Origin of the sequence: Nostocoides sp. (genome assembly GCF_037045025.1) — a bacterium.
GTDB lineage: Bacteria > Actinomycetota > Actinomycetes > Actinomycetales > Dermatophilaceae > Nostocoides_A.
In genome coordinates this window covers 139,548-158,424 of the sequence record NZ_JBAOHM010000018.1, presented here as the reverse complement: position 1 = coordinate 158,424, position 18,877 = coordinate 139,548, and the positions used below count along the sequence as shown (strand labels likewise).

Genomic DNA, 18,877 nt, shown 5'->3' with positions numbered 1-18,877 from the left:
AGACCACGTCTCACAGCATCGTCAGTCGGTATGCCGCAGCGCGCCGCGTCATCAACCGGTGCGCCGCGAGCGGGTCGACATAGGCGGCGGTGGCCCAGATGTCCGCCCAGGTCAGGTGGGGGCCGACAACGGTGGCCGAGCCGGCGCGCGTGATCGGCTCGCTGCTGCGTGGGTCGATGACGTGGGCGCCCCGCGCGGCTGAGCCGGAGGTGGCGACGGCGCCGGTGGCGACTTCGACGGTCGCGGCATACGTGCCGGGGGTGTAGGGGCTCTCGATGCCGATCAGCCAGTTGGGCGCGATCCCGGTCATGCCGGCACCGACGCCTACCACCATGTCGCCGCCGGCGCTGAGGCAGAAGGAGATTCGGGGCACCACTCGGAGCAGTTCGGCGGCGCGCTCCACCGCCCAGCCCTTGACCAACCCGGTCGGGTCGTATGCTGCGCGCCCGCTCCCGTCGCTCGCGTGCCACGCGCTGAACAACCCGTCGGTGGCCTCCTCGCCCTGAAGGGCGAGTTCGAGGACCTCGGCCTGCCAGGGGTGACAGTCGCCGGCGGCGATGTCGCCCGCTTGCAGGCGGGACAGCTCGCTGTCGGAGCGCCACCTGCTGAACAGCGCATCGACCTTGCGGAGGGTGGCGAAGGCGTTGTCGGCGGCCGCGGCGATCTCGGGGCGAGCGGTGTCGGCCGCCTTGACGTGGATGGAGATCGGCATCCCCATGATCATGTCGACGAACGCCACCCGGCCGATTTGCGGGGAGCCGCGGCGGCGCTGGAGGGCCTCACCGGGCTTGGACAGGGCGCGGGGGATCTCGGTCGTGTTCTCGTTCATGACAGGTGGGCCTGGTCGATCGCGGACTGCAGGGACTGGATGTAGCCGCCGGAGGTGACCGTCGCGCCGGACACCATGTCGACCTGGGCGGACTGCGCGGCGACGACTTCCTGGTTGAGGATCGGCACGGCATAGGCGTTGATCTGCTGGTCTTCGTGATTTTCCCACGGGACCTGCAGCACCTCGGACTTGGTGATCTTGCCGTCAGTGACGGTGATCTGGACCTGGACGACGCCCCAACGGGTCATGATGGCGTCGCCGGCGTAGGTTGTCGTGCCCGTGCTCGAGCTGCCGTCGGTCGTGGTTTGGGAGGACGTCGAGCTGCTCGTGTCGTCACTCGCCCTGGACCCGGTGTCCGTCGTGGATCCCGCTGCCTCCGAGTCGGTTGTGCTTCCGCTGGTGCTGGACCCGGTTGCGGCGGAGTCGGTTGCGGCGGAGTCGGTGGTGGCGGGATCGTCGAGCGCCTGGCTGGTGGCGGTGATCCGGGCGTTGGTGGAGGTGGGGTAGCTAAAGAGCAGGACGATCGCGGAGATCGTGCTCATCAGCCAGATCGTTATGCGGCGCATGGTGTTTGGTCCTGTGAGTTAACGAGAGGGATGAGGCGGGTCGGTGGTTGTGAGCACGTCGCGGTGTCGCGGTCGTGAGTCCGGTCGGATGTCGGGGGTCATTGCGTCAGTAGGCGAAATGCTCGATGTGGACGGCTTCGGTGGGCACGCCTGCCGCGAGGACGGCCAGGTTGGCGGCGTCCATCCAGGCCGGCGAGCCGCAGATGTAGACGTCGCGTTCGGCGACATCGGGAACCAGGTGGAGTAGGCCGTCGACGTCGCTCAGGTGGGCGGCTTGGGCGGGGAGCCAGGAGGTGCGGCCGGGCGCTCGGTGTCCGGCCGCCACGACATACCGGGCACCGTGCCGGGCGGCGAGTGCGGCAATCTCCTCGCCCAGGACGAGGTCGTCTTGGCTGCCGACGCGGTGGATAATCGTCACGTCACCGCTGTGCTGCGGAAGCGCTTCGAGCAGCGCACGCATCGGGGTGATGCCTATGCCGGCGCCCATCAGCAGGACCTTCTGGCGGGTGCGCACGCCGGGGTGGAGGCGTCCATAGGGTCCTTCAATCAGCGCGCGGGTCCCCGGCTTCAGCTGGGCGAGCCGGGAGCTGCCGTCGCCCAGGTGCTTGACGGTGATCCGCATGCTGTTGTCCGTCGGCGCCGCCGACAGCGAGTAGGGGTTGGCGCGAGACCACCCCGGCCCGTCGACGAAACGCCAGTTGAAGAACTGGCCGGCCTGGGCGCCGAGCCGGTTCAGGCCGTGGCCGGTGAGCGTCACGGTGGTGACGTCGGGGGCATCGGCGCGGACCTCGCTGACCCGCAGGTCACTTCGCCGGGAGCGGAGCAGCGGCACAGCGATCCGCCAGACGAGGACGGCGGCGAGGGTGGCGCCATACAGGCTCCACCAAAAGACGGTCGCGACGGTCGAGCTCAGGAACTCTTGCCCGGTCCAAAGCTGGTGGGGCAGAGCGAGGCCGGCGCCGAGATAGCCATAGAGGTGGATCAGGTGCCAGGACTCGTAGCGCAGCTTGGCCCGGGCCTTCTTGAGCGAGGTGACGACGACCATGCACAGCGCGAGGGTGCCGGCGATCGCGAGCAGCATCCCCGGGTAGTTGACGGTGAAGTCGACGATCGTGCCCCACAGGCCGGCGGGCGAGGCCGCGGCATACCCGATCGTGATGAGCACGATGTGCGCGAGCATGAGGTTGAACGAGGTGAATCCGACCCAGCGGTGGGTGCGGACGAGTTCGTCTTGGCCCCAGGCCTTTTCGACCCAGGGCACGCGTGCCATGAGGAAGACCTGGACGAGCAGCAGGGCCGAGGCGATCAGCCCGGTGAGCCGGCCGAAGGTGGTGACGAAGCCAGCGATCGTGCCGACCTCGCTCAGGCCGCCGCCGGCGACCCAGAGCGCGGTGACTCCGAGCAGCAGCGCCCACAAGGCGGCCCCGGACGCGTCGCGCCACCATAACGGCACGCGCCGAAGCTCCGGCGGTGCTCCCTTGCTGGCGGACGGGAATGCGGAGGTGAGGGGTTGCGAGGGTGTCGTGGTGAACCGCGCGGGCGTGGCGATGACAGGTGATGGGCTCGGTGCCGGCTGGTGCGGTGGCGCGGGCTGCGACGGGGCGATGGAGATGGTCACGGTGACGACATTCGTGACTGGACCTGTGCACCGGCTGTGACCCGCGTGTCACCGGCCTTCGAGTCACGCTTGCCCGGCGACCCGGGAGGTTATCCACAATGACGGACCCGGACGTCGGCCACCGGGCGGCGGCCAGTCGAAATCAGGAGACACGCCGACGATCACTGTTCGGCCTCAGCGTGTCACCTGATCTCGACCTGTTCCATGGTCGAGCCGGCCAAGGTCGAGCCGTGCCGGGGTCAGCCGACACTGAGGTCCGCGCCGGCTTCGACGAGCAGTTCGCGCAATACGCTCCGGTGACAGCGAGCCTCGTTCGCGCAGTAACAGCCCACGGCCAGGTCGCTCGTTTGGGACAACGTCGCGAGCAGGGCGATCAGGTGCCGGTTGTCGGGCGCGGCCATCTCCCGCTTGTAGTCCTGGACAAAGCCGGCCCACTCCTTGTCGGTCTCGGCGTGCAGGGCGCGCGTCACCAGTTCGGCGCTCGGTGCCAGCTGCGGCAGCCAGCTGTCATAGAAGTCCCGGGCCGCGAACTCGGCCTTGGGCACCCCGCGCGGCGGTCGCCGAACCGTGCCGATCCGCACCCCTTCACCGGCCGCGCGCGGACTCCCGAGACGGACGATGCTGAGCGCCATGCGCACTATCGTGGCACGCCGCGATCCCATCCGGTTTGGCACCCCGGATACCCGCCCAAAGCCTGGCCCGATATCGGCTCATCCCAATTGGCAGTGGAGCACTTCACCAGTCCGCGGGAACCTGAGGACACTGCTTCTCGAGCTCGGGAGGAGTTGCGCCTACGACGGCGCTCCACGCGCTCCAGATCGCCCCACCATTACGCAACGCGTCCCCGATAAACCGCTGCTCCGAAGGAGTGCTTTCGAGAGGTGGATAGCCCGCCTTCCTTAGGCATTCCACCATCTTGACGTTGTGCTCATAAAGACGACGATAGTCCGCCGCCGTGACCCGCGGCGGCGGCAGCCTGCGACCTACCTCGTCGATACACCGCCGCTCGTCCGCGTCGTAGACCTTTCGCTGATCCGGAGGAACATTGGCTTCATAACCGTCATCGCGGAGAGTGATGGACCAGCCCGCCCTTTGCAGGCACTCCGCCTGTTGCCGGTTCGCCGCCGCAGCCTGGTCCCCGAAGCTCCCCGGAGTGCTGGACGCGGATTCGCTGGTAACCGACGGAGTGGGGCTCACGCGTTTACTGCCAGTTGTGCACGCCGCGACCAAACTTGCCGAGGCAACAGCGATTACCAAAGCAACGTCCCACGAGGATTTCACTTCAGACGCCTTCAGCAAGCTCGGGCGCACACCTGATTCCAGTGCCCCTACCAGATGCAGTAAGCATACGTCTTTGAGAAGTTGAGATACCCAATTGCTCCGCCGTTATTGAGTGCCTCCACCTTCCAATTGGCGCTGGTATATCCCGCATTGTAGAACTTGTCGTACCAAAGTCCGTACACTGGCGGAAATGTATGACTCGTGGAGTTGTGGGTGTGCCGTTGGATGCTGCCCGGGCTGCTGTTTCCCTTTGTCTGAACAGTCGCTTTTGAGCATGGTAACCAGTCGGCCTCGACTTGGTAGGCACTTGCCGTCCCCTGGCTGGCAGTCATTGCACACACGCCAAGAAACCCTGCCCAGGAGATGCGAGAAAGTCTCCTCGATTGTGATCCCTTCGATGGCCGTGTGCTAAGCGATCTACGGACGGTTTTCATGAGATCCCCGATTCTCGTTGTAGACGTGCCTGCCGGCTTCGGGCGCCCAATTGTTTGGGCAGGTGAGGCCCGGTGGTATCGAGAGTACCCCCCCGGCTTCGGCGGGGCAAGAGATCGGCACTGGTGGCCGGGGATGGCGGGTAGTTGGGGGTGGCGGTTATTGTTCGTTGTATGTCGCCACGGCGGGGGTGGGCCTTGTTCGGGTTTGTGTTGGCGGTCGTGCTGGGGGTGGGGGTGGGGTGGTCGGGGCGGGAGTTGCTCGGTCGGCCTGATGAGGTGTTGCCGGCACCGTCGTTCACGGTGGTGACGGTGGCTGAGGATTCGGTGTCGCGGTCGTTTTCGTTGGGTGCGTCTGCGGGGTGGTCGGGCGGGGCGTCGGTCGTGGGGGGTTTGGCGGGGACGGTCACCCGGGTTGGTTTTTCCGGGGCGCGGTCGGTTAGGGCCGGGGATGTGTTGTATGAGGTGAATCTGGGTCCGGTGGTGGTGGGGCAGGGGGTGGTGCCGGCGTTCCGGGACCTGCAGATCGGGGCAAGGGGTGGTGATGTCTCCCAGGTCCAGAACCTGCTCCGGGAGACGGGGTTCCGGACGGTGAAGGCGTCGGGCAGTTATGACGTGGCGACCGCGAACCAGGTGTATGCGTGGAAGAAGTCGTTGGGCTTGAGTCCGAATGGTGTGGTGGAACTCGGGCGGGTGTTGTTTGTCCGCAAGCTGCCGGCGCGGATGGCTTTGGACCCGGCGGTTCGGGTCGGGGCGGCGGCTCCGGTGGCCGCGAGGGCGGTCAAGGTCCTTCCGGGGCAACCGACGTTCACGATCACTCTGCCGGTGGGGCAGGCGGGGCTGGCCCGCGCCGGGCAGGACGTGACGTTGACGATGGATCAGGCGCGGTGGCCGGCGCGGATCGCGGCGTTGTCGGTTCCGGATCAGGATGGGTCGGTGACCGCCACGCTCGGCCCGGCCGCGGGTGGGGAGTCGATCTGTGGGGCGGAGTGCGAGCGGGTGCCGGTGGCTGGGGCGAGCGGCATACCGGCGGTGATTGTGGTCGTGCCGAAGGTTAGTGGCCCGACGATCCCGACGGCCGCGTTGCGGGTGGCGGCCGACGGGGCGACCGCGGTGATCGATGAGTCCGGCCGGGTGATCGGGGTGACGGTCCGGGCGTCTTCTGGGGGGCTGGCCGTGGTCGAGGGCGTCACGCCGGGCACCCGGGTCCGGGTGCCGCCGGAGGGCCGGTGACCGCAACGACGCCGGTGCTGGCGGCCCGGGAGATCGACTTCACCTATGGCCGCGGCGAGGACTTCCGGGTCGAGGGGTGGTCGGCGAGCTTCCCGCGGGGGGCGGTCACCGCGATGACCGGGCCGTCGGGGTGTGGCAAGTCGACCCGGCTCTATTTGTTGTCGCTGATGTTGCGGATCCGTTGCGGCGTCATCGAGTTGGACGGCCGCCGGGTCGATGACCTGCCCGACGCGGCGCGGGCGCAGTTGCGGGCGCAGCGGTTCGGGTTCGTCTTCCAAGACGCGGCCTTGGATGCTTCCCGCTCGGTGATCGACAACATCCTCGAAGCCACCCTGTATCGCGGTCAACGCGCCGGTGACCATCGCGCCCGGGCTCTGGAACTGCTCGACGCGCTCGAGGTGGCGGTCCCGCCGGGCCGCAAACCCGGGCAGGTCTCCGGCGGGCAGGGGCAACGGATCGCGACCTGCCGGGCGTTGCTGGGGCGCCCGGACATCATCCTGGCCGACGAACCCACCGGCAACCTCGACCCGGCCAGTGCCGCTGTCGTCCTTGGCGCGCTGCGCCGCCACGCCGATGACGGCGGCGCGGTCGTGGTGGTCACCCACGACCCGGGGGTGGCCGCGTGGGCTGACCACCGACTCGAATTGGACGCGCACCGGTGAGTGGGCACCCGGTCACCGGGCTGCTGCGCGAGGCCCTGGCCAGCATCCGCGCCCAACCCGCGTTCACCCTGGTCACCTTGCTGCTGGTGGCGGCCAGCACGATGTCGGTGATCACCACCGCCGGGAAGGCCGCCGCGTCCGAGGCCGCTGTCCTGGCCGCGATCGACGCCCAAGGCACCCGCACCGTGATCATCCAAGCCAAGGGCACCCAGCCCGGCATCGACGAACAACTCGTCGCCACCCTCGCCCGCGTCGACGACATTGAGGCCGTCACCGGGTTCGGCCCGGTCACCGACACCACCGCCGCCGCGAACCCGGCCGGGCCCCGCCTCGGGGTCCGCACGGCATACGGAAGTATCGACGGCACCGTCGTGACGCAACCGGCCCCCGGGCCCGCCGGCACCCTGGCCTGGGCCTCCCGCGCCAGCACCGACCTGGTCGGCCTGCCGCCGGCCGCGGGCAGCCTGCGCGAGATCGACGGCCCCGAACTGCTGATCACCGCCGCCCTGACCGTCCCGCCCTACCTGGCCGGCCTCGAACCCCTCACCGTGATCCCGGCCACCCCGCCCGCGCCGAACGCACCGCCGCGGACCCTGTCCACCATCTATGTCCTAGCCCGCACCCCCGCCGCGGTCGATGTCGTCACCGAGGTCGTCCACCGGCTGCTGGCCGGCGTGCCCGCCGACGGCGCCACCGTCGAGACCTCCGCCGCCCTGGCCGACCTGCGCGCCGCGATCGGCGGGGAACTGACCCAACGCTCCCGCGGCCTGATCCTCGGGGTCCTGGCCGCCGCGACCCTCGCCAGCGCCCTGACCGTCCTCGGCTACACCCTCATGCGCCGCAAAGACTTTGGCCGCCGCCGCGCCCTCGGCGCCACCCGCCTGACCATCGTGCTGCTCATCGCCGTCCAAACCCTCATCACCGCCGCCCTGGCCGCCGCCCTCGGCGCCACCGCCGCCACCCTCTGGCTCACCACCCGCGGCAACCCCCACCCCCCCACCACCTTCACCCTCGCCGTCGCCGTCGCCGTCACCACCTTGACCACCCTCGCCGCCACCCTGCCCGCCACCCTCGCCGCCCGCCGCGACCCCGTCCGCGAACTGCGCGTCCCCTGACCTGGCATGCATGAGCACCATGCGCAAGCAGGCGGTTCAGCTCGCGAGCCGGCGCTCGGGCGGGGAGTGCGCGTCTCTGGGTCGCGTCGTGAGCATTTCGCCGAATTGATGGGGGCCACTCGCAGCGAGATCTGCGGCCTCGATGAGCCGATGTCGAGTGGGGTGATCGCACTCCGCTGGCGGGTGGCGCCGGCGACGGCGTCCCATCATTTGCCGCGGGCCGGGGCGAGCGGCATACGGCCCATCAGTGAAGCAACGGCCAGCCAAGCCGGACGATGAACGCACCGACGACCACGATGAAGACCCCGCGAACGAACCCGGACCCGCGGGCGACGGCCGTGCGTGCCCCGAGGTAGCCGCCGAGCAGGTTGCACGCCGCCATGATCGCGCCGCCCCGCCACAGGACGTGGCCGCCGGGGATAAAGACCGCCAGCGCACCGATATTGGTGGCGAGATTGACGATCTTGGCGCTCGCTGTGGCCTCCAGGAAGGCATAGCCGAGCAGCCCGACGAGCGTGAAGACGAGGAAGGAGCCGGTGCCCGGGCCGAGGGCGCCGTCATACAGGCCGATCGTCAGCCCGGTCAGCATCGCCAAGACCGTATGCCGCGCGCCCGCGTGCCGCAGCACGGTCTCCTTCCCGAGGTCGGGCTTGAGCAGCGTGTAGGCGCCGACGCTGACCAGCATCACCAGGACGATCGGGTTGAACGCCGACTTGGGGATGTGCGTGCCGATGACCGCTCCCCCGGCGGCGCCGAGCATCGCGACCAGCGCCATCGGCACGGCGGTACGCAGATCCGGGCGGACCCGCCGGGAGTAGGTGATCGAGCTGGTGAGCGTCCCCGCCACCGAGGAAAACTTGTTGGTAGCCAGGATCTGGCCCGGCGTCGCCCCGGGAACGCCAAGCAACAGCGCCGGGATCTGCACCAGCCCGCCGCCGCCGACAACCGCGTCGATCCAGCCGGCCAGCAGCGCGGCGAGCGCAAGCCAGACCTCGGCCGGCAGGTCAGGCATCCGCGGCGAGCCAGCGATCGACGATCCCGAGGATGTCGAGCAATTGGTGCGCGACCGCGTCCGGGTGCGCGTCGACGGCGACGATCTGGCTTTCGGGCAGGTCCGAGTGCGGGATCCAGATCGCGCGCATGCCGGCCTGCTGCGGCCCGTGGACGTCCTCGAAGATCCGGTCCCCGACATAGACCGAACGCTCCGGCGCGGCACCGACCGCGGCGAGCGCGGCCTCGAACGCTTCGGGGTGCGGTTTGACCACGTGGATCTCGGAGGAATAGACGTCGCCGTCGATGAGGTCAAGCACGCCGTCGCGAGCGAAGACCTCCCGGTGATACTCGCGCGTCCAGATCGTGTTGGACAGCACCCCGATCCGAATCTCCCGCTGCCGCAGACCTTCCCACAGGGGCTTGACCTGCGGGTCGGTGAAGGTGTGTGGCTCCCAGAAGCGCCGGTAGGCCGCCAGCGCCAGCAGCGCCTTGTCGTACTCGGCATCCAGCCCGGCCTCGGCAAGGATGTCGTCGATGCGCGCGCTGGAATGATCCTCACGTCCGCGCGCCCAAGCCTCGGCCTCGACGGCGAGGATGCGGTCGGCGAGTTCGTGGGCCGCGGCCAGGTCGTCGTCGCTCACGTCCGCCGACTCGACGGGTATGCCGTGCACCTCCCGCGCATAAACCCGCCACTGCTCGCCGAGGTCGACCTCGTGCCAGGGCGTGAGCGTGCCGCCCCAGTCGAAGATGACCGCCTCGATCCCGGCACCCGTGTTCGCGTCCCTCACGAGGTCAGGATGCTATCCCGAGGACACCCGCCGATCCCGTGGCGGCAGACTGTCGACATGAGCCCACGCGCCGATTGGACCACCGAACGGGTTCTCGGCGCGGTCGCCGAGTGGATCTGGGTGCCTGACGGCGCCCGCACCCACACGGCCGAGGGGCTGGTCGTGGCGGAGTATCCGGAATACTTCGAGATGCCGACGCAGGCGTTCGTGCTCGACTCCGATCGGGACGCGGACGGCTTGATCGCGCAGGCCGAGGGGGTCGCTCGCTCGTGGAACCGCCCGACCCTGTGGTGGGCGGTCACCGACACGACCCGTCCGCAGGGTCTGGAACCCGAGTTGATGCGTCGCGGCGCCGAGGTGACCGAGCGCACCGACATCCTCGCGATCCCGCTCGACGCTGATCTGCCGGCCCTGGACCCACCCGGCTCGGTGGAAATCCGCAGCGCGACCGACCTGTTCACCATGCGGGACGCGCTGCTCGTCCAGGTCGAGGCCTTCGAGTCCGAGCACGAGGTCACCGACGAGCGCGCCGCTACCGCTCTCGCGGAGGTCGATCCCACTGCCGCAGAACCGGTCTCCGGCCGGCTGGTCGCCTATGCCAATGGCATCGCCGTCGCGTCGGCCGGCTGGACCGTCGTCGGGGATGTCCTGCGCCTGTGGGGTGCCGGGACCACCCCGATGTGCCGATCCATAGAGAGACGTAGCCCGGGCGCCGTCCGTGCCAGGTCGTTGGGGCATCGTGTAGGTCATCGGCTGCCAGGGCGACCGTTGACCTACACGATCCCGGCCCAAGCGATCAGGACTCCCGGCGCGGGAACCGCCGGGAGATGTCGTCCGCGTGTCCGGGAGCCTGGCGGGTTTCTCAGGGCTTCCAGTCCTCCGGCCGCAGGCCCTCCGCAACCTTCCACTTCCGGGTGCCCGCGAGGTTGGTGATCCACAGCGCCTCCCCTTCCCAGCCCGCGCGATAGTGATACGCGACGTAGCTGCCGGTCGGCCACCACGTCGGCGACGTCGCGCCGTATTCCTCCTCGTCGGGGGGCTCCACCAGTTGGCGCCGGTCGGTTCCGTCGCGGTTCATCACATAGAAACGGCCCGGGCCCATGTGGTCATAACCGGCGATATCCGTCATCGCCACCATGCCACCATCCGGCGACCAGTCGACACTGGAAGGCTCGTACATGGGCCCCTTCGGCGGGTTCCCGATCACGCGAACGATCCGGTTTCCTTGGGGCGCAAGATAAACCACGGCTGCGTCGCCGTCCATCGAGTCGGGAAGGCAGGAGGCCACCGCGGCGATCACGCGACCCTCCGGGTCCCACGCCGGCGCCCCGAACCGCACCTGACCGTCGAAGCCCCACGCCCGGCCGCACCCGCTGGCCGCATCGAGCGCGTCCGTGGTCAGGCGCACGACCGAGCCGGGCGGGGAGGCTACGGTCACCCGGAAGACGTCCCAGGAGGCCGGCTCATTCTCGTCCCGGCTGGCGTAGGCCAGGTATCGACCGTTAGGTGACCACGTCGGTCCGAAGCTGAAATGGGGGCCGGCGACGACCCGTCGGGCCGCGCCCCCGGTGGCGGGCATGACGAAGATGTCGCCGTCCTTGGCGAACGCCACCTGGCGCCCGTCCGGGGAGAAGGACGCGCCGAAGGTGACGCCAATGGCCAGGAACCGCCGATTGGAGCCGTCCGGGCGCATCGTGAGCAAGGTCCCGGTGAGTTGATCCTCGTTCTGCCGAAAGGCCAGGATCGTGCCGGTGAGCGGCGGCTCCCCCGCGGATCCGGTCGACGCGTCGTCAGCCAAGCTTGCCGAGCCAGCCGCCAAGGGAAGCAGTCCGCCGACGGCGGCCGCCAGGACAATCGCCCGGAGCTTTGTTGACAGCGCGCGCATACGATCGACGCTACAACCCCCCGCGATTGGCGACAATCACCCGCCGACCGCGATCTCGCGGGTGGCGTCGGTGTTCGTCTTGGCTGAGCCTGACTCAGCGCTTCCAATCCTGCGGGTCGATCGCCCAGCGGGTCGCAACCCGCCACTGCCGCGTTCCCGCGACATTGCTGATCCACATCTGATCGGGCAAGACCCGATTGGACGCACGGCTGAATGCGATGAACGCGCCACTCGGCGACCACTGCGGCGACGCCACCCCAATTCCCGGCACGTCGGGGAGGTCGACGAGTAGGCGCAGCCCGGTGCCATCGGCGTTCATCGCGGCGGCACCAGCGCAATCAAACCGGCTCGCAACGATCGCGTGCGCATGGACACGACGCTACGCCGGCCTGCGACGACCCACAATCACCGGCCGGCGTACCCGTGAGCAGCTTCGTCAGCGGCCGATCTCGGCTCGGATCTGCGCGACCGCGTCGGCGATCGGCACCTCCCGCCGCTCCCCGGAGCGGCGGTCCTTGATCTCGATCTTCCCGTCGGCCAGACCACGACCGATGACGACGATCGTCGGTATACCGATCAGCTCGGAGTCCTTGAACTTCACCCCGGGGCTGACCCCCTTACGATCGTCATACAGCACCTCGATGCCGTGCGCTTCCAGAGCACGGGTCAGTTCCTCGCCGGCGAGGAAGACCGCGTCGTCCTTGCCGGTGGCGACGATGTGGACGTCGAACGGGCTGATATTGCGCGGCCAGATCAGACCGGCATCGTCGTGGTTGCCCTCGGCGATCGCGGCGACGGCGCGCGAGACGCCGATGCCGTAGGAGCCCATAATCACCGTGCGGCGCTTGCCGTTCTCGTCCAGGACCTGCAGGTCGAGCGCCTCGGCGTATTTGCGGCCGAGCTGGAAGATGTGGCCCATCTCGATCCCGCGTGCGGCCTCAAGGGCGTGCTCGCAGTTGGGGCAGGGGTCGTCGGGACGCACCTCGGCGGCCTCGATCGTGCCGTCGGGGACGAAGTCGCGCCCGGCGACCAGGTCGACCGCGTGGATCCCCGGGGCATTGCCGCCGGCGACCCACCGGGTGCCGTCGACGACGCGCGGGTCGACGAGGAAGCGGATGCCGCTGACCGATTCGCTGCCCAGGACGGTCGGGCCCATATAGCCCTTGACGAGAGCCGGATAGGGAGCGAAGTCCTTCTCCTCGAAGGCCTCGACGCGGGCCGGCTCGACCTGCGCCCCGAGCCGCTTCTCGTCGACCTCCCGGTCGCCCGGGATGCCCATCGCCAGGGGTTCGCGGGTGCCGTCGGGGTGGACGAGCATGACGATGAGGGTCTTGAGGGTGTCCGTGGCGGCCCACGCCCCGCCGTGCGGCGAGGTGCCCGGATACAGCTCGTTGAGCCGCTCGACCAGGGCGGCGATGGTCGGGCTGTCGGGCGTGGCCTCGTCGTGCGCGGCGGGCGCATCGGCATACGGAATCGCTTCGGGGACAGCGACGTTGACGGCCTCGACGTTCGCGGCATACCCGCAATGGGGGCACCGGACATAGGTGTCCTCGCCGTTGTCGGCAGTGGCGAGGAACTCCTCGGACTTGCTGCCGCCCATGGCGCCGGCCATCGCCTGGACGATGACGTAGTGGAAGCCGAGCCGGTCGAAGATGCGCACATACGCGTCGCGGTGCAGCTGGTAGGACTTGTCCAGCCCGGCCTCGTCGATGTCGAAGGAATAGGAGTCCTTCATGACGAATTCGCGGCCGCGCAGGATGCCGGCGCGGGGGCGGGCCTCGTCGCGGTATTTGATCTGGATCTGGTAGAGCGCGACCGGCAGGTCCTTGTAAGACGTGAACATGTCCTTGACGGCGAGGGTGAACAACTCCTCGTGCGTCGGTCCGAGCAGATAGTCGCCGCCCTTGCGATCCTTGAGCCGGAAAATGTTGTCGCCGTATTCGGTCCAGCGGCCGGATGCCTCGTAGGGCTCGCGCGGCAGCAGGGCCGGGAAGAGGAGTTCCTGGGAGCCGATGGCGTCCATCTCCTCGCGCACGATCTGCTCGACCTTGCGCAGCACCTTCAGGCCAAGCGGCAGCCAGGTGTAGATGCCCGGGCTGACCCGCCGGATGTAGCCGGCGCGCACGAGGAGCTGATGGCTCGGGACCTCGGCGTCCGCCGGGTTCTCACGCAGGGTGCGGAGGAACAGGGACGACATGCGCATGGCCACGGTGGGAACTCCTGAAATGGTGATCGGACCCGCCAAGGATAACGACCAGCCGGTATGCCGCTCCCCCTTTCCCGTCGACGCCGACACGGCTCCCGCGAGCCGGCCCCAGCTCAGCCCGTTCTCGTCACGCGGCGACGGGCTCGGGTGTGGTGGCACCCTCGATATGGATGACCTCCTCGTCCGCGTGCCGGCCGAACCACATGCCGACGACGCCGACCAACGCCCAGGCAGCCAGGACGAGCCAGGGCCGCACGGCCGAGGCCTGCGGGAAGTAGGACTCCAGGCGAAGCAGCGTTCCCGAGGCACCCGGCACGAAGAACTGCCCGATCTCACCCCAGTGCCAGGGCAACATCTCCGTCGGCATCGCCAGCGCGGACAACGGGTTGCCGAGGAAGAGCGTCACGACGGCACCGAGCGCGATGCCGGCGCGGCCGATGAGCGCGTTCATCCCGACGATGAAGGCGCCGGTCGCGAACAGGGCGGCGCTCATGATCGCCCATTCGGCGGCAAAGCTACCGGCGAGAATCCCCAGCCAGGGCCCGAGGACGGCGGCCAGCAGCAGGCCGGCGAGCACGGCATACCCCGCGACGGCGACGAGGCGACGCCGGTGGCCGGTCACGAGGAGCGAGATCAGGACGCCGCCGAGCATCCCGCCCATGGCCAGCGGCAGGCCGGCGACGCCGAAGCCGGCCCCGCGCGGATCGTCCTTGCTGAGCGGGACGATGTCCGTGACGGTGACCTTAGGCGCCTGCGCGCCGGCGGCCGCCGTCTGCGCAGTGAGCCCCGAGGCGGCCTGGGTCAACGCCTGGCTGACCAGCGGACTGGCGGCGCTCGCCGTCAGGAAGTCAACGCCCGCGGGGGATGCGACGACGGCGCCATACGCCTCGCGCGTCTTGACGGCGGCCTCGGCGGCGGCCCGGTCGCTGACCGTCGTGATGTCGAAGGCTCCCGACTTGCCCAGGCCCGCCTGAATCTGGCCCGTGGCCGCGGGCGGGCCGGTAACGACGATGGGCAGGTCCTTGACCTTGCTCAGATAGGTGGGCCAGACGAAGGCGAGGAGGACGAGCAGCACGGCCGCGGATGCACCGAAGACCGTGCGGATCGTCGCCGACCAAGTCGACTGGGAGTCGGGCGTGATGTGGGCCATGACGGTTCCTTCCAAAACGAATGACCGTTCTCCTTGAAGCTTGGCACATCTCCCGGCGGATTGCAAACAGAACGTTCGTTTTCTATGGTGAAGGTATGCCGAAGGTCACCGAAGAGCGACGGGTCGCCGTGCGCACCCGGATACTGGAAGCCGCCCTTCGCGTCTTTCTCGACAAGGGACTGGCAGCGACGTCGATGGCCGACATCATCGCCGAGTCGGGCATGTCGGCCGGCGCGATCTATGGGCACTTCACCAACAAGGCGGAGCTGACCTCGCAGGTCGCCAAAATCGTTGTCGCCGGACGGATCGACCTGATCGAGGAACGTCTCGGTCACGAGCCGCTGCCCCCGCCCGACGTCCTCCTGCGCGACCTTTTCGACACCATCCCCGACGAGTTGCTGGACAGCGGGCTGGTCCTGCAGATCTGGGGAGAGGCAGGCCCCTCGGGCGAGCTGCGGCAGCTAGCCGCCGAAGCATTCGCCACCATGGGCGCCGCGTATGGCCGCTATTTGACGTCCTGGCTTGTGGGTCAAGGGCATTCGACGCGAGCCGCTCGCACGCAGGCCCGCAAACTCACCCCTGCATTCATCGGCGTCGCCCAGGGCTACCTCGTGCACCGGGCCGTGCTCGGACGCGACGCGGCGGCGGCCTACCTGGACAGCATCGACCACCTCGTGCGCGGGTGTATGTGGCAAGCCCGTTCCTGACGTCGCTTGGCCGAGCGAGACGGGCACCAACTCCTCGGAGTCAGACCAACAGGCCCACCCGCAGCGCCGCGGCGGTCTCGGCCAACACCCGCCGCCCGAGCGGGGCGGCGAGCATCGTCAGCATCGAGTGAATGGCGTCCTCCTGGACCCGCAGCGTGACCGGGACGCCGGCGGCGCGCAGCTTCTCGGCATACGCGATGCCCTCGTCCCGCAGCACGTCGAACCCGGCGACGGCGACATAGGCGGGTGGAAGCCCGGCGAGGTCGTCGGCGAGCAGCGGTGAGGCGCGCACATCGGTGGGGTCAGCCTCGCCGAGATAATGCGCCTCATACCAGTCCATATTGGCCTTGGTGAGGAAGTAGCCGGTGGCGAACTGCTCCCGCGACCGCGTCGGCGCCGCCATCTGGGTGACCGGGACGCCGAGCAATTGGAAGCTCGGCATCGGACCGCCCTCGCGGTTGGTGACCTGGGCGACGACCGAAGCGAGGTTCCCGCCGGCGCTATCCCCGCCGACCGCGATCCGCTCGGGGTCGATGCCGAGGTCGTGGGCGTGCTCGTGCGCCCACCGGAAAGCCGCAACCGCATCGGTGACCGCCGCGGGGAAGCGGTGCTCGGGGGCAAGGCGATAGCCAACGTTGAGCACGGCGACTGCGGCGTGGGCACACAGGAAGCGGCAGCCGGAGTCGTGGGTGTCGACGTCGCCGAGCACCCAGCCGCCGCCGTGGAAATAGATGAGCAGCGCCCGTGGCCGGGGGTCGTTGCCGACCTTGGGCTGCGCCGGTCGATAAAGCCGAGCCGGTATGCTGCCGCCCTCCCCTGGGATCGTGAGTTCGTGCGCGCTGCCGATCAGCGTCGTGCGGCCGGCGAACAGCCACGATTCCAGCGCCAGCTGGCGCCGTGCCTGGGCGACCGGGAGTTGGTCGAACTCCGGCTGCTCGAGCTTGGCCATGATCCGCAGCCCCACGTGGGTGTCGTGGTCCAGGTGCAGCCCGTCGACGATGTCGGGGTGGCGATCCAGCGCGCGCCGCGCCCGCGGGGGCAGGGCGAGCATGGCCGCGAACGCGCGTCGCTGGGCGCGCTCGGCTCGGCTCGGGGTGAAGGTAGCGGACATGGGGTCAGTCTGGCGCACCTCGCCCGGCGGACAGTCAAACGATCAATGCCCGCGCAACCTCGCCGTTTGACCGCTCAAGAGCGCGTGTCGCGGCGCCATTGATCGTTTGAGTGTTCGTTGCGGGCCGCGCCGGGGCGCGCATCGCGCCGGCGCAGCCCCCGCCGGCGGGGTTCGCGGTCGCCCTTGTGCCGGTCGCCCTTGTGCCGGGGGCCCTTGTGCCGGGGGCCCTCGCGCCGCGTGCCCTCGCGGCGGGGACGGCGCGGCGCGACGATTGCCTGCCACACCGCCTCCGGGATCGGCTCGCGCGTCGGGGTGTCCGGCGATCCCGCATAGTGCTCCGGGCGGATCGCGAGCGCGACTTCGTCGATGATCCGCTCCATCCCCTTGCGCTGGTGCGGCAGCGCGAGCGTCACGACCGAGCCCGTCGACCCGGCGCGCGCGGTGCGCCCGGAGCGGTGGACATAGGTCTTGTGATCGTTGGGCGGATCGACCTGGACCACGAGGGAGACGTCATCGACGTGGATGCCGCGCGCGGCGACATCCGTGGCGACGAGGACATCCAATCGCCCCTCCTTGAAGGCCGCCATGGTCGCGGTGCGCTGACCTTGAGGCAGGCCGGCGTGGATCGGCCCAGCTAGGATTCCGCTCTCCCGCAACTGCTTCGCGACCCGGTCGGCGCCGAGTTGAGTGCGGACGAAGATGAGCGTCTTGCCCGGGCGGCCACTGATCTCGGCGGTGATCGACTTCTTCATGGAGGGCTCGATCAGCAGCACCCGGTGCTCCATCGTCGAGACCGCCGCGGTCGGATCGTCGGTGCTGTGCGTGACCGGGTCCACGAGATAGCGGTCGGCGAGGTCGGCGATGCCCGAGTCCAGCGTCGCGGAAAAGAGCAGCCGCTGCCCGCCGGCGGGCACCAGGTCCAAGATCGCCGTGACCTCGGGGAGGAAGCCCAGGTCGGCCATGTGGTCGGCCTCGTCGAGCACGACGATTTCGACGGCGTCGAGGCGCGCCGCTCCCCTGTCGATGAGGTCCTGCAACCGGCCGGGCGTGGCGATCAGCACGTCGACCCCCCGCTCGAGAGCGGCCAGCTGCGGCGGATACGGCATACCGCCGGCGACGACCTTCTGCTGCACGCCCACAGCCCGGCCGATGGGCTCAAGCGCGTCGGCGACCTGGAGCGCGAGTTCGCGGGTGGGCACCAGGATCAGCGCCCGGGGGTGTCCGGGCGCGGATCGGGTGCCGCGCAGGCGGGTCAGCAGCGGCAGCCCGAAGGCCATCGTCTTGCCCGAACCCGTCTGTCCGCGGCCGAGCAGGTCCCGTCCGGCGAGCGCGTCGGGGATCGCCGCCGCCTGGATCGGGAACGGCGTGCGGATGCCGCGGCGGGCGAGCGCGGTCAGAATCGGTTCCGGTAGACCGAGATAGGCGAAGGCACCGAGCAGACCACCCGCTTCCGAACGAACGACGTCCGAACGAGCGCCCTCCGAACGAACGCCCTCCGAACCGGCCGGGCGGGGCGTGACCGCGCGGGCCGAGTCGATGGCGGAGTCAACGGGATCGCTGCCCCAGAAGTACTCGCGCCCGCGCCTGGTCTCCGCAGTGCGTGGTGCGCGCTCCGGCCACCGTGGCGATGCCCCGCGGGAGGCGCGGCGCGGGAACCTGCCCTCGCCGCGGGATCGCTGCGAATCGGGTCGTCGGGTGCCGCGCTCGAAGCGCCGGTCTTCTCCGTCGCCGCGCTGTTCCCGCTTTCCGCGCCCGGGGCGGGCGTCTCCGGATCGATTGCCGCGCTGCTCCGCACGCTCGTCGCTGCTGCGCCATTCGGCACGCTCGCCACCGCGCCGGTCCGCACGCTCGCCACCGCGCCGGTCCGCACGCTCGCCACCGCGCCGGTCCGCACGCTCGCCACCGCGCCGGTCCGCACGCTCGCCACCGCGCCGGTCGGCGCGCTCGCCACCTCGGCGGTCGAGTCGGTCGTCGTCTCGGCGGACGGCACCACGCTTGGCCGGGGAGTCGGAACGACCCCGGTATTCGCCGGCGCGTTGATCGCCACCAACCCTCTGGCCGCCCTTGCGGGCCGCGCGACGGGCGGCCTTCTCGGCGGCGGTCCAGCGCGCCTTCTTCTTGCCCGGACGGGCCGGCTTCGCGGGCTTCATCGCAGGCCCGCGAGGGTCGTGCGGGCAGCAGTCGCCGACCGGAGGGAGGGGGTGAGCATCGGGGGTCCTTCATTCAAACCGCGCACGGACTGGCGCGGTGCAGACCAACCATGATACCGGCACCACGCGCGTGCCTGAACTCCTCCGGAAAC

The 18,877-nt window shown here is 69.6% G+C and carries 17 protein-coding genes; 5 read left to right on the top strand and 12 right to left on the bottom strand.

Annotation, left to right across the window (positions count from 1 at the left end; all coding sequences use genetic code 11):
* Positions 1 to 10: 10 nt before the first annotated feature.
* The 4 genes from V9G19_RS25960 to V9G19_RS25945 form a co-directional block, all read right to left on the bottom strand.
* Positions 11 to 829: an FAD:protein FMN transferase gene (locus tag V9G19_RS25960; protein WP_462288277.1), complete on the bottom strand. Its 819-nt coding sequence runs from the start codon at positions 827 to 829 to the stop codon at positions 11 to 13.
* On the bottom strand, positions 826 to 1,371 hold the full coding sequence (locus tag V9G19_RS25955; RefSeq protein ID WP_462288276.1) for an FMN-binding protein: 546 nt from the start codon (positions 1,369 to 1,371) through the stop codon (positions 826 to 828). The genes V9G19_RS25960 and V9G19_RS25955 overlap by 4 nt, the downstream gene beginning before the upstream one ends.
* Before the next feature lie 130 nt (positions 1,372 to 1,501).
* Positions 1,502 to 2,848: a ferredoxin reductase family protein gene (locus V9G19_RS25950; RefSeq protein ID WP_462288275.1), complete on the bottom strand. Its 1,347-nt coding sequence runs from the start codon at positions 2,846 to 2,848 to the stop codon at positions 1,502 to 1,504.
* 404 nt (positions 2,849 to 3,252) lie between these two features.
* Positions 3,253 to 3,645, bottom strand: coding sequence for a DUF488 domain-containing protein (locus V9G19_RS25945; RefSeq protein WP_462288274.1), 393 nt, complete (start codon positions 3,643 to 3,645; stop codon positions 3,253 to 3,255).
* A 1,545-nt stretch (positions 3,646 to 5,190) separates the two neighbouring features.
* On the opposite strand from V9G19_RS25945, the gene V9G19_RS25940 reads away from it, so the two are divergent.
* Genes V9G19_RS25940 through V9G19_RS25930 form a run of 3 tightly spaced genes read left to right on the top strand, consistent with a single transcriptional unit; the run spans position 5,191 to position 7,735 of the window.
* Complete coding sequence (locus V9G19_RS25940) at positions 5,191 to 5,958, top strand: peptidoglycan-binding protein (protein ID WP_462288491.1); 768 nt, start codon at positions 5,191 to 5,193, stop codon at positions 5,956 to 5,958.
* Positions 5,955 to 6,620 carry an ABC transporter ATP-binding protein gene (locus V9G19_RS25935; RefSeq protein ID WP_462286412.1) on the top strand — a complete coding sequence of 222 codons (666 nt, stop codon included), beginning with the start codon at positions 5,955 to 5,957 and terminating at the stop codon, positions 6,618 to 6,620. Before V9G19_RS25940 ends, V9G19_RS25935 begins: the two co-directional genes overlap by 4 nt.
* On the top strand, positions 6,617 to 7,735 hold the full coding sequence (locus V9G19_RS25930; protein WP_462286413.1) for an FtsX-like permease family protein: 1,119 nt from the start codon (positions 6,617 to 6,619) through the stop codon (positions 7,733 to 7,735). The genes V9G19_RS25935 and V9G19_RS25930 overlap by 4 nt, the downstream gene beginning before the upstream one ends.
* Positions 7,736 to 7,979: 244 nt before the next feature.
* Here V9G19_RS25930 and V9G19_RS25925 read toward each other — a convergent pair whose 3' ends face one another.
* Both V9G19_RS25925 and V9G19_RS25920 read right to left on the bottom strand, forming a co-directional pair.
* Positions 7,980 to 8,747: a TSUP family transporter gene (locus V9G19_RS25925; RefSeq protein WP_462288273.1), complete on the bottom strand. Its 768-nt coding sequence runs from the start codon at positions 8,745 to 8,747 to the stop codon at positions 7,980 to 7,982.
* Positions 8,740 to 9,516, bottom strand: coding sequence for an HAD family hydrolase (locus V9G19_RS25920; protein ID WP_462288272.1), 777 nt, complete (start codon positions 9,514 to 9,516; stop codon positions 8,740 to 8,742). The genes V9G19_RS25925 and V9G19_RS25920 overlap by 8 nt, the downstream gene beginning before the upstream one ends.
* Positions 9,517 to 9,573: 57 nt before the next feature.
* On the opposite strand from V9G19_RS25920, the gene V9G19_RS25915 reads away from it, so the two are divergent.
* Positions 9,574 to 10,449: a hypothetical protein gene (locus tag V9G19_RS25915; protein ID WP_462288271.1), complete on the top strand. Its 876-nt coding sequence runs from the start codon at positions 9,574 to 9,576 to the stop codon at positions 10,447 to 10,449.
* Here V9G19_RS25915 and V9G19_RS25910 read toward each other — a convergent pair.
* The 4 genes from V9G19_RS25910 to V9G19_RS25895 form a co-directional block, all read right to left on the bottom strand.
* Positions 10,379 to 11,401 (bottom strand): TolB family protein, encoded by a 1,023-nt coding sequence (locus tag V9G19_RS25910; protein ID WP_462288270.1) that lies wholly within the window; start codon positions 11,399 to 11,401, stop codon positions 10,379 to 10,381. The two genes, V9G19_RS25915 and V9G19_RS25910, sit on opposite strands and share 71 nt — an antisense overlap.
* A gap of 94 nt (positions 11,402 to 11,495) precedes the next feature.
* A complete protein-coding gene (locus V9G19_RS25905; RefSeq protein WP_462288269.1) occupies positions 11,496 to 11,720 on the bottom strand; it encodes a TolB-like translocation protein in 225 nt (74 codons plus the stop codon).
* A gap of 117 nt (positions 11,721 to 11,837) precedes the next feature.
* Entirely contained in the window at positions 11,838 to 13,610 is a 1,773-nt protein-coding gene (locus V9G19_RS25900) for a proline--tRNA ligase (RefSeq protein WP_462288268.1), read from the bottom strand.
* A gap of 124 nt (positions 13,611 to 13,734) precedes the next feature.
* Positions 13,735 to 14,757, bottom strand: a complete 1,023-nt coding sequence (locus V9G19_RS25895; protein ID WP_462288267.1) for an ABC transporter permease — start codon at positions 14,755 to 14,757, stop codon at positions 13,735 to 13,737.
* A gap of 95 nt (positions 14,758 to 14,852) precedes the next feature.
* Between V9G19_RS25895 and V9G19_RS25890 the strand changes: the two genes are divergently transcribed.
* On the top strand, positions 14,853 to 15,464 hold the full coding sequence (locus V9G19_RS25890) for a TetR/AcrR family transcriptional regulator (RefSeq protein WP_462288266.1): 612 nt from the start codon (positions 14,853 to 14,855) through the stop codon (positions 15,462 to 15,464).
* Between the two features lie 40 nt (positions 15,465 to 15,504).
* On the opposite strand, the gene V9G19_RS25885 is transcribed toward V9G19_RS25890, so the two are convergent.
* Both V9G19_RS25885 and V9G19_RS25880 read right to left on the bottom strand, forming a co-directional pair.
* Entirely contained in the window at positions 15,505 to 16,575 is a 1,071-nt protein-coding gene (locus V9G19_RS25885; protein ID WP_462288265.1) for an alpha/beta hydrolase, read from the bottom strand.
* A gap of 74 nt (positions 16,576 to 16,649) precedes the next feature.
* The gene (locus V9G19_RS25880) at positions 16,650 to 18,725 is read right to left on the bottom strand and encodes a DEAD/DEAH box helicase (protein ID WP_462288264.1); all 2,076 of its coding nucleotides are present in this window, start codon (positions 18,723 to 18,725) and stop codon (positions 16,650 to 16,652) included.
* Positions 18,726 to 18,877 lie beyond the last annotated feature (152 nt).

What these genes read in the sequence shown, in the direction of transcription:
- V9G19_RS25960 (WP_462288277.1), bottom strand. Translation starts at nt 829, where the DNA reads ATGAACGAGAACACGACCGAGATCCCCCGCGCCCTGTCCAAGCCCGGT.
- V9G19_RS25955 (WP_462288276.1), bottom strand. Translation starts at nt 1,371, where the DNA reads ATGAGCACGATCTCCGCGATCGTCCTGCTCTTTAGCTACCCCACCTCC.
- V9G19_RS25945 (WP_462288274.1), bottom strand. Translation starts at nt 3,645, where the DNA reads ATGGCGCTCAGCATCGTCCGTCTCGGGAGTCCGCGCGCGGCCGGTGAA.
- V9G19_RS25925 (WP_462288273.1), bottom strand. Translation starts at nt 8,747, where the DNA reads ATGCCTGACCTGCCGGCCGAGGTCTGGCTTGCGCTCGCCGCGCTGCTG.
- V9G19_RS25915 (WP_462288271.1), top strand. Translation starts at nt 9,574, where the DNA reads ATGAGCCCACGCGCCGATTGGACCACCGAACGGGTTCTCGGCGCGGTC.
- V9G19_RS25910 (WP_462288270.1), bottom strand. Translation starts at nt 11,401, where the DNA reads ATGCGCGCGCTGTCAACAAAGCTCCGGGCGATTGTCCTGGCGGCCGCC.
- V9G19_RS25905 (WP_462288269.1), bottom strand. Translation starts at nt 11,720, where the DNA reads ATGAACGCCGATGGCACCGGGCTGCGCCTACTCGTCGACCTCCCCGAC.
- V9G19_RS25895 (WP_462288267.1), bottom strand. Translation starts at nt 14,757, where the DNA reads ATGGCCCACATCACGCCCGACTCCCAGTCGACTTGGTCGGCGACGATC.
- V9G19_RS25890 (WP_462288266.1), top strand. Translation starts at nt 14,853, where the DNA reads ATGCCGAAGGTCACCGAAGAGCGACGGGTCGCCGTGCGCACCCGGATA.
- V9G19_RS25885 (WP_462288265.1), bottom strand. Translation starts at nt 16,575, where the DNA reads ATGTCCGCTACCTTCACCCCGAGCCGAGCCGAGCGCGCCCAGCGACGC.
- V9G19_RS25880 (WP_462288264.1), bottom strand. Translation starts at nt 18,725, where the DNA reads ATGAAGCCCGCGAAGCCGGCCCGTCCGGGCAAGAAGAAGGCGCGCTGG.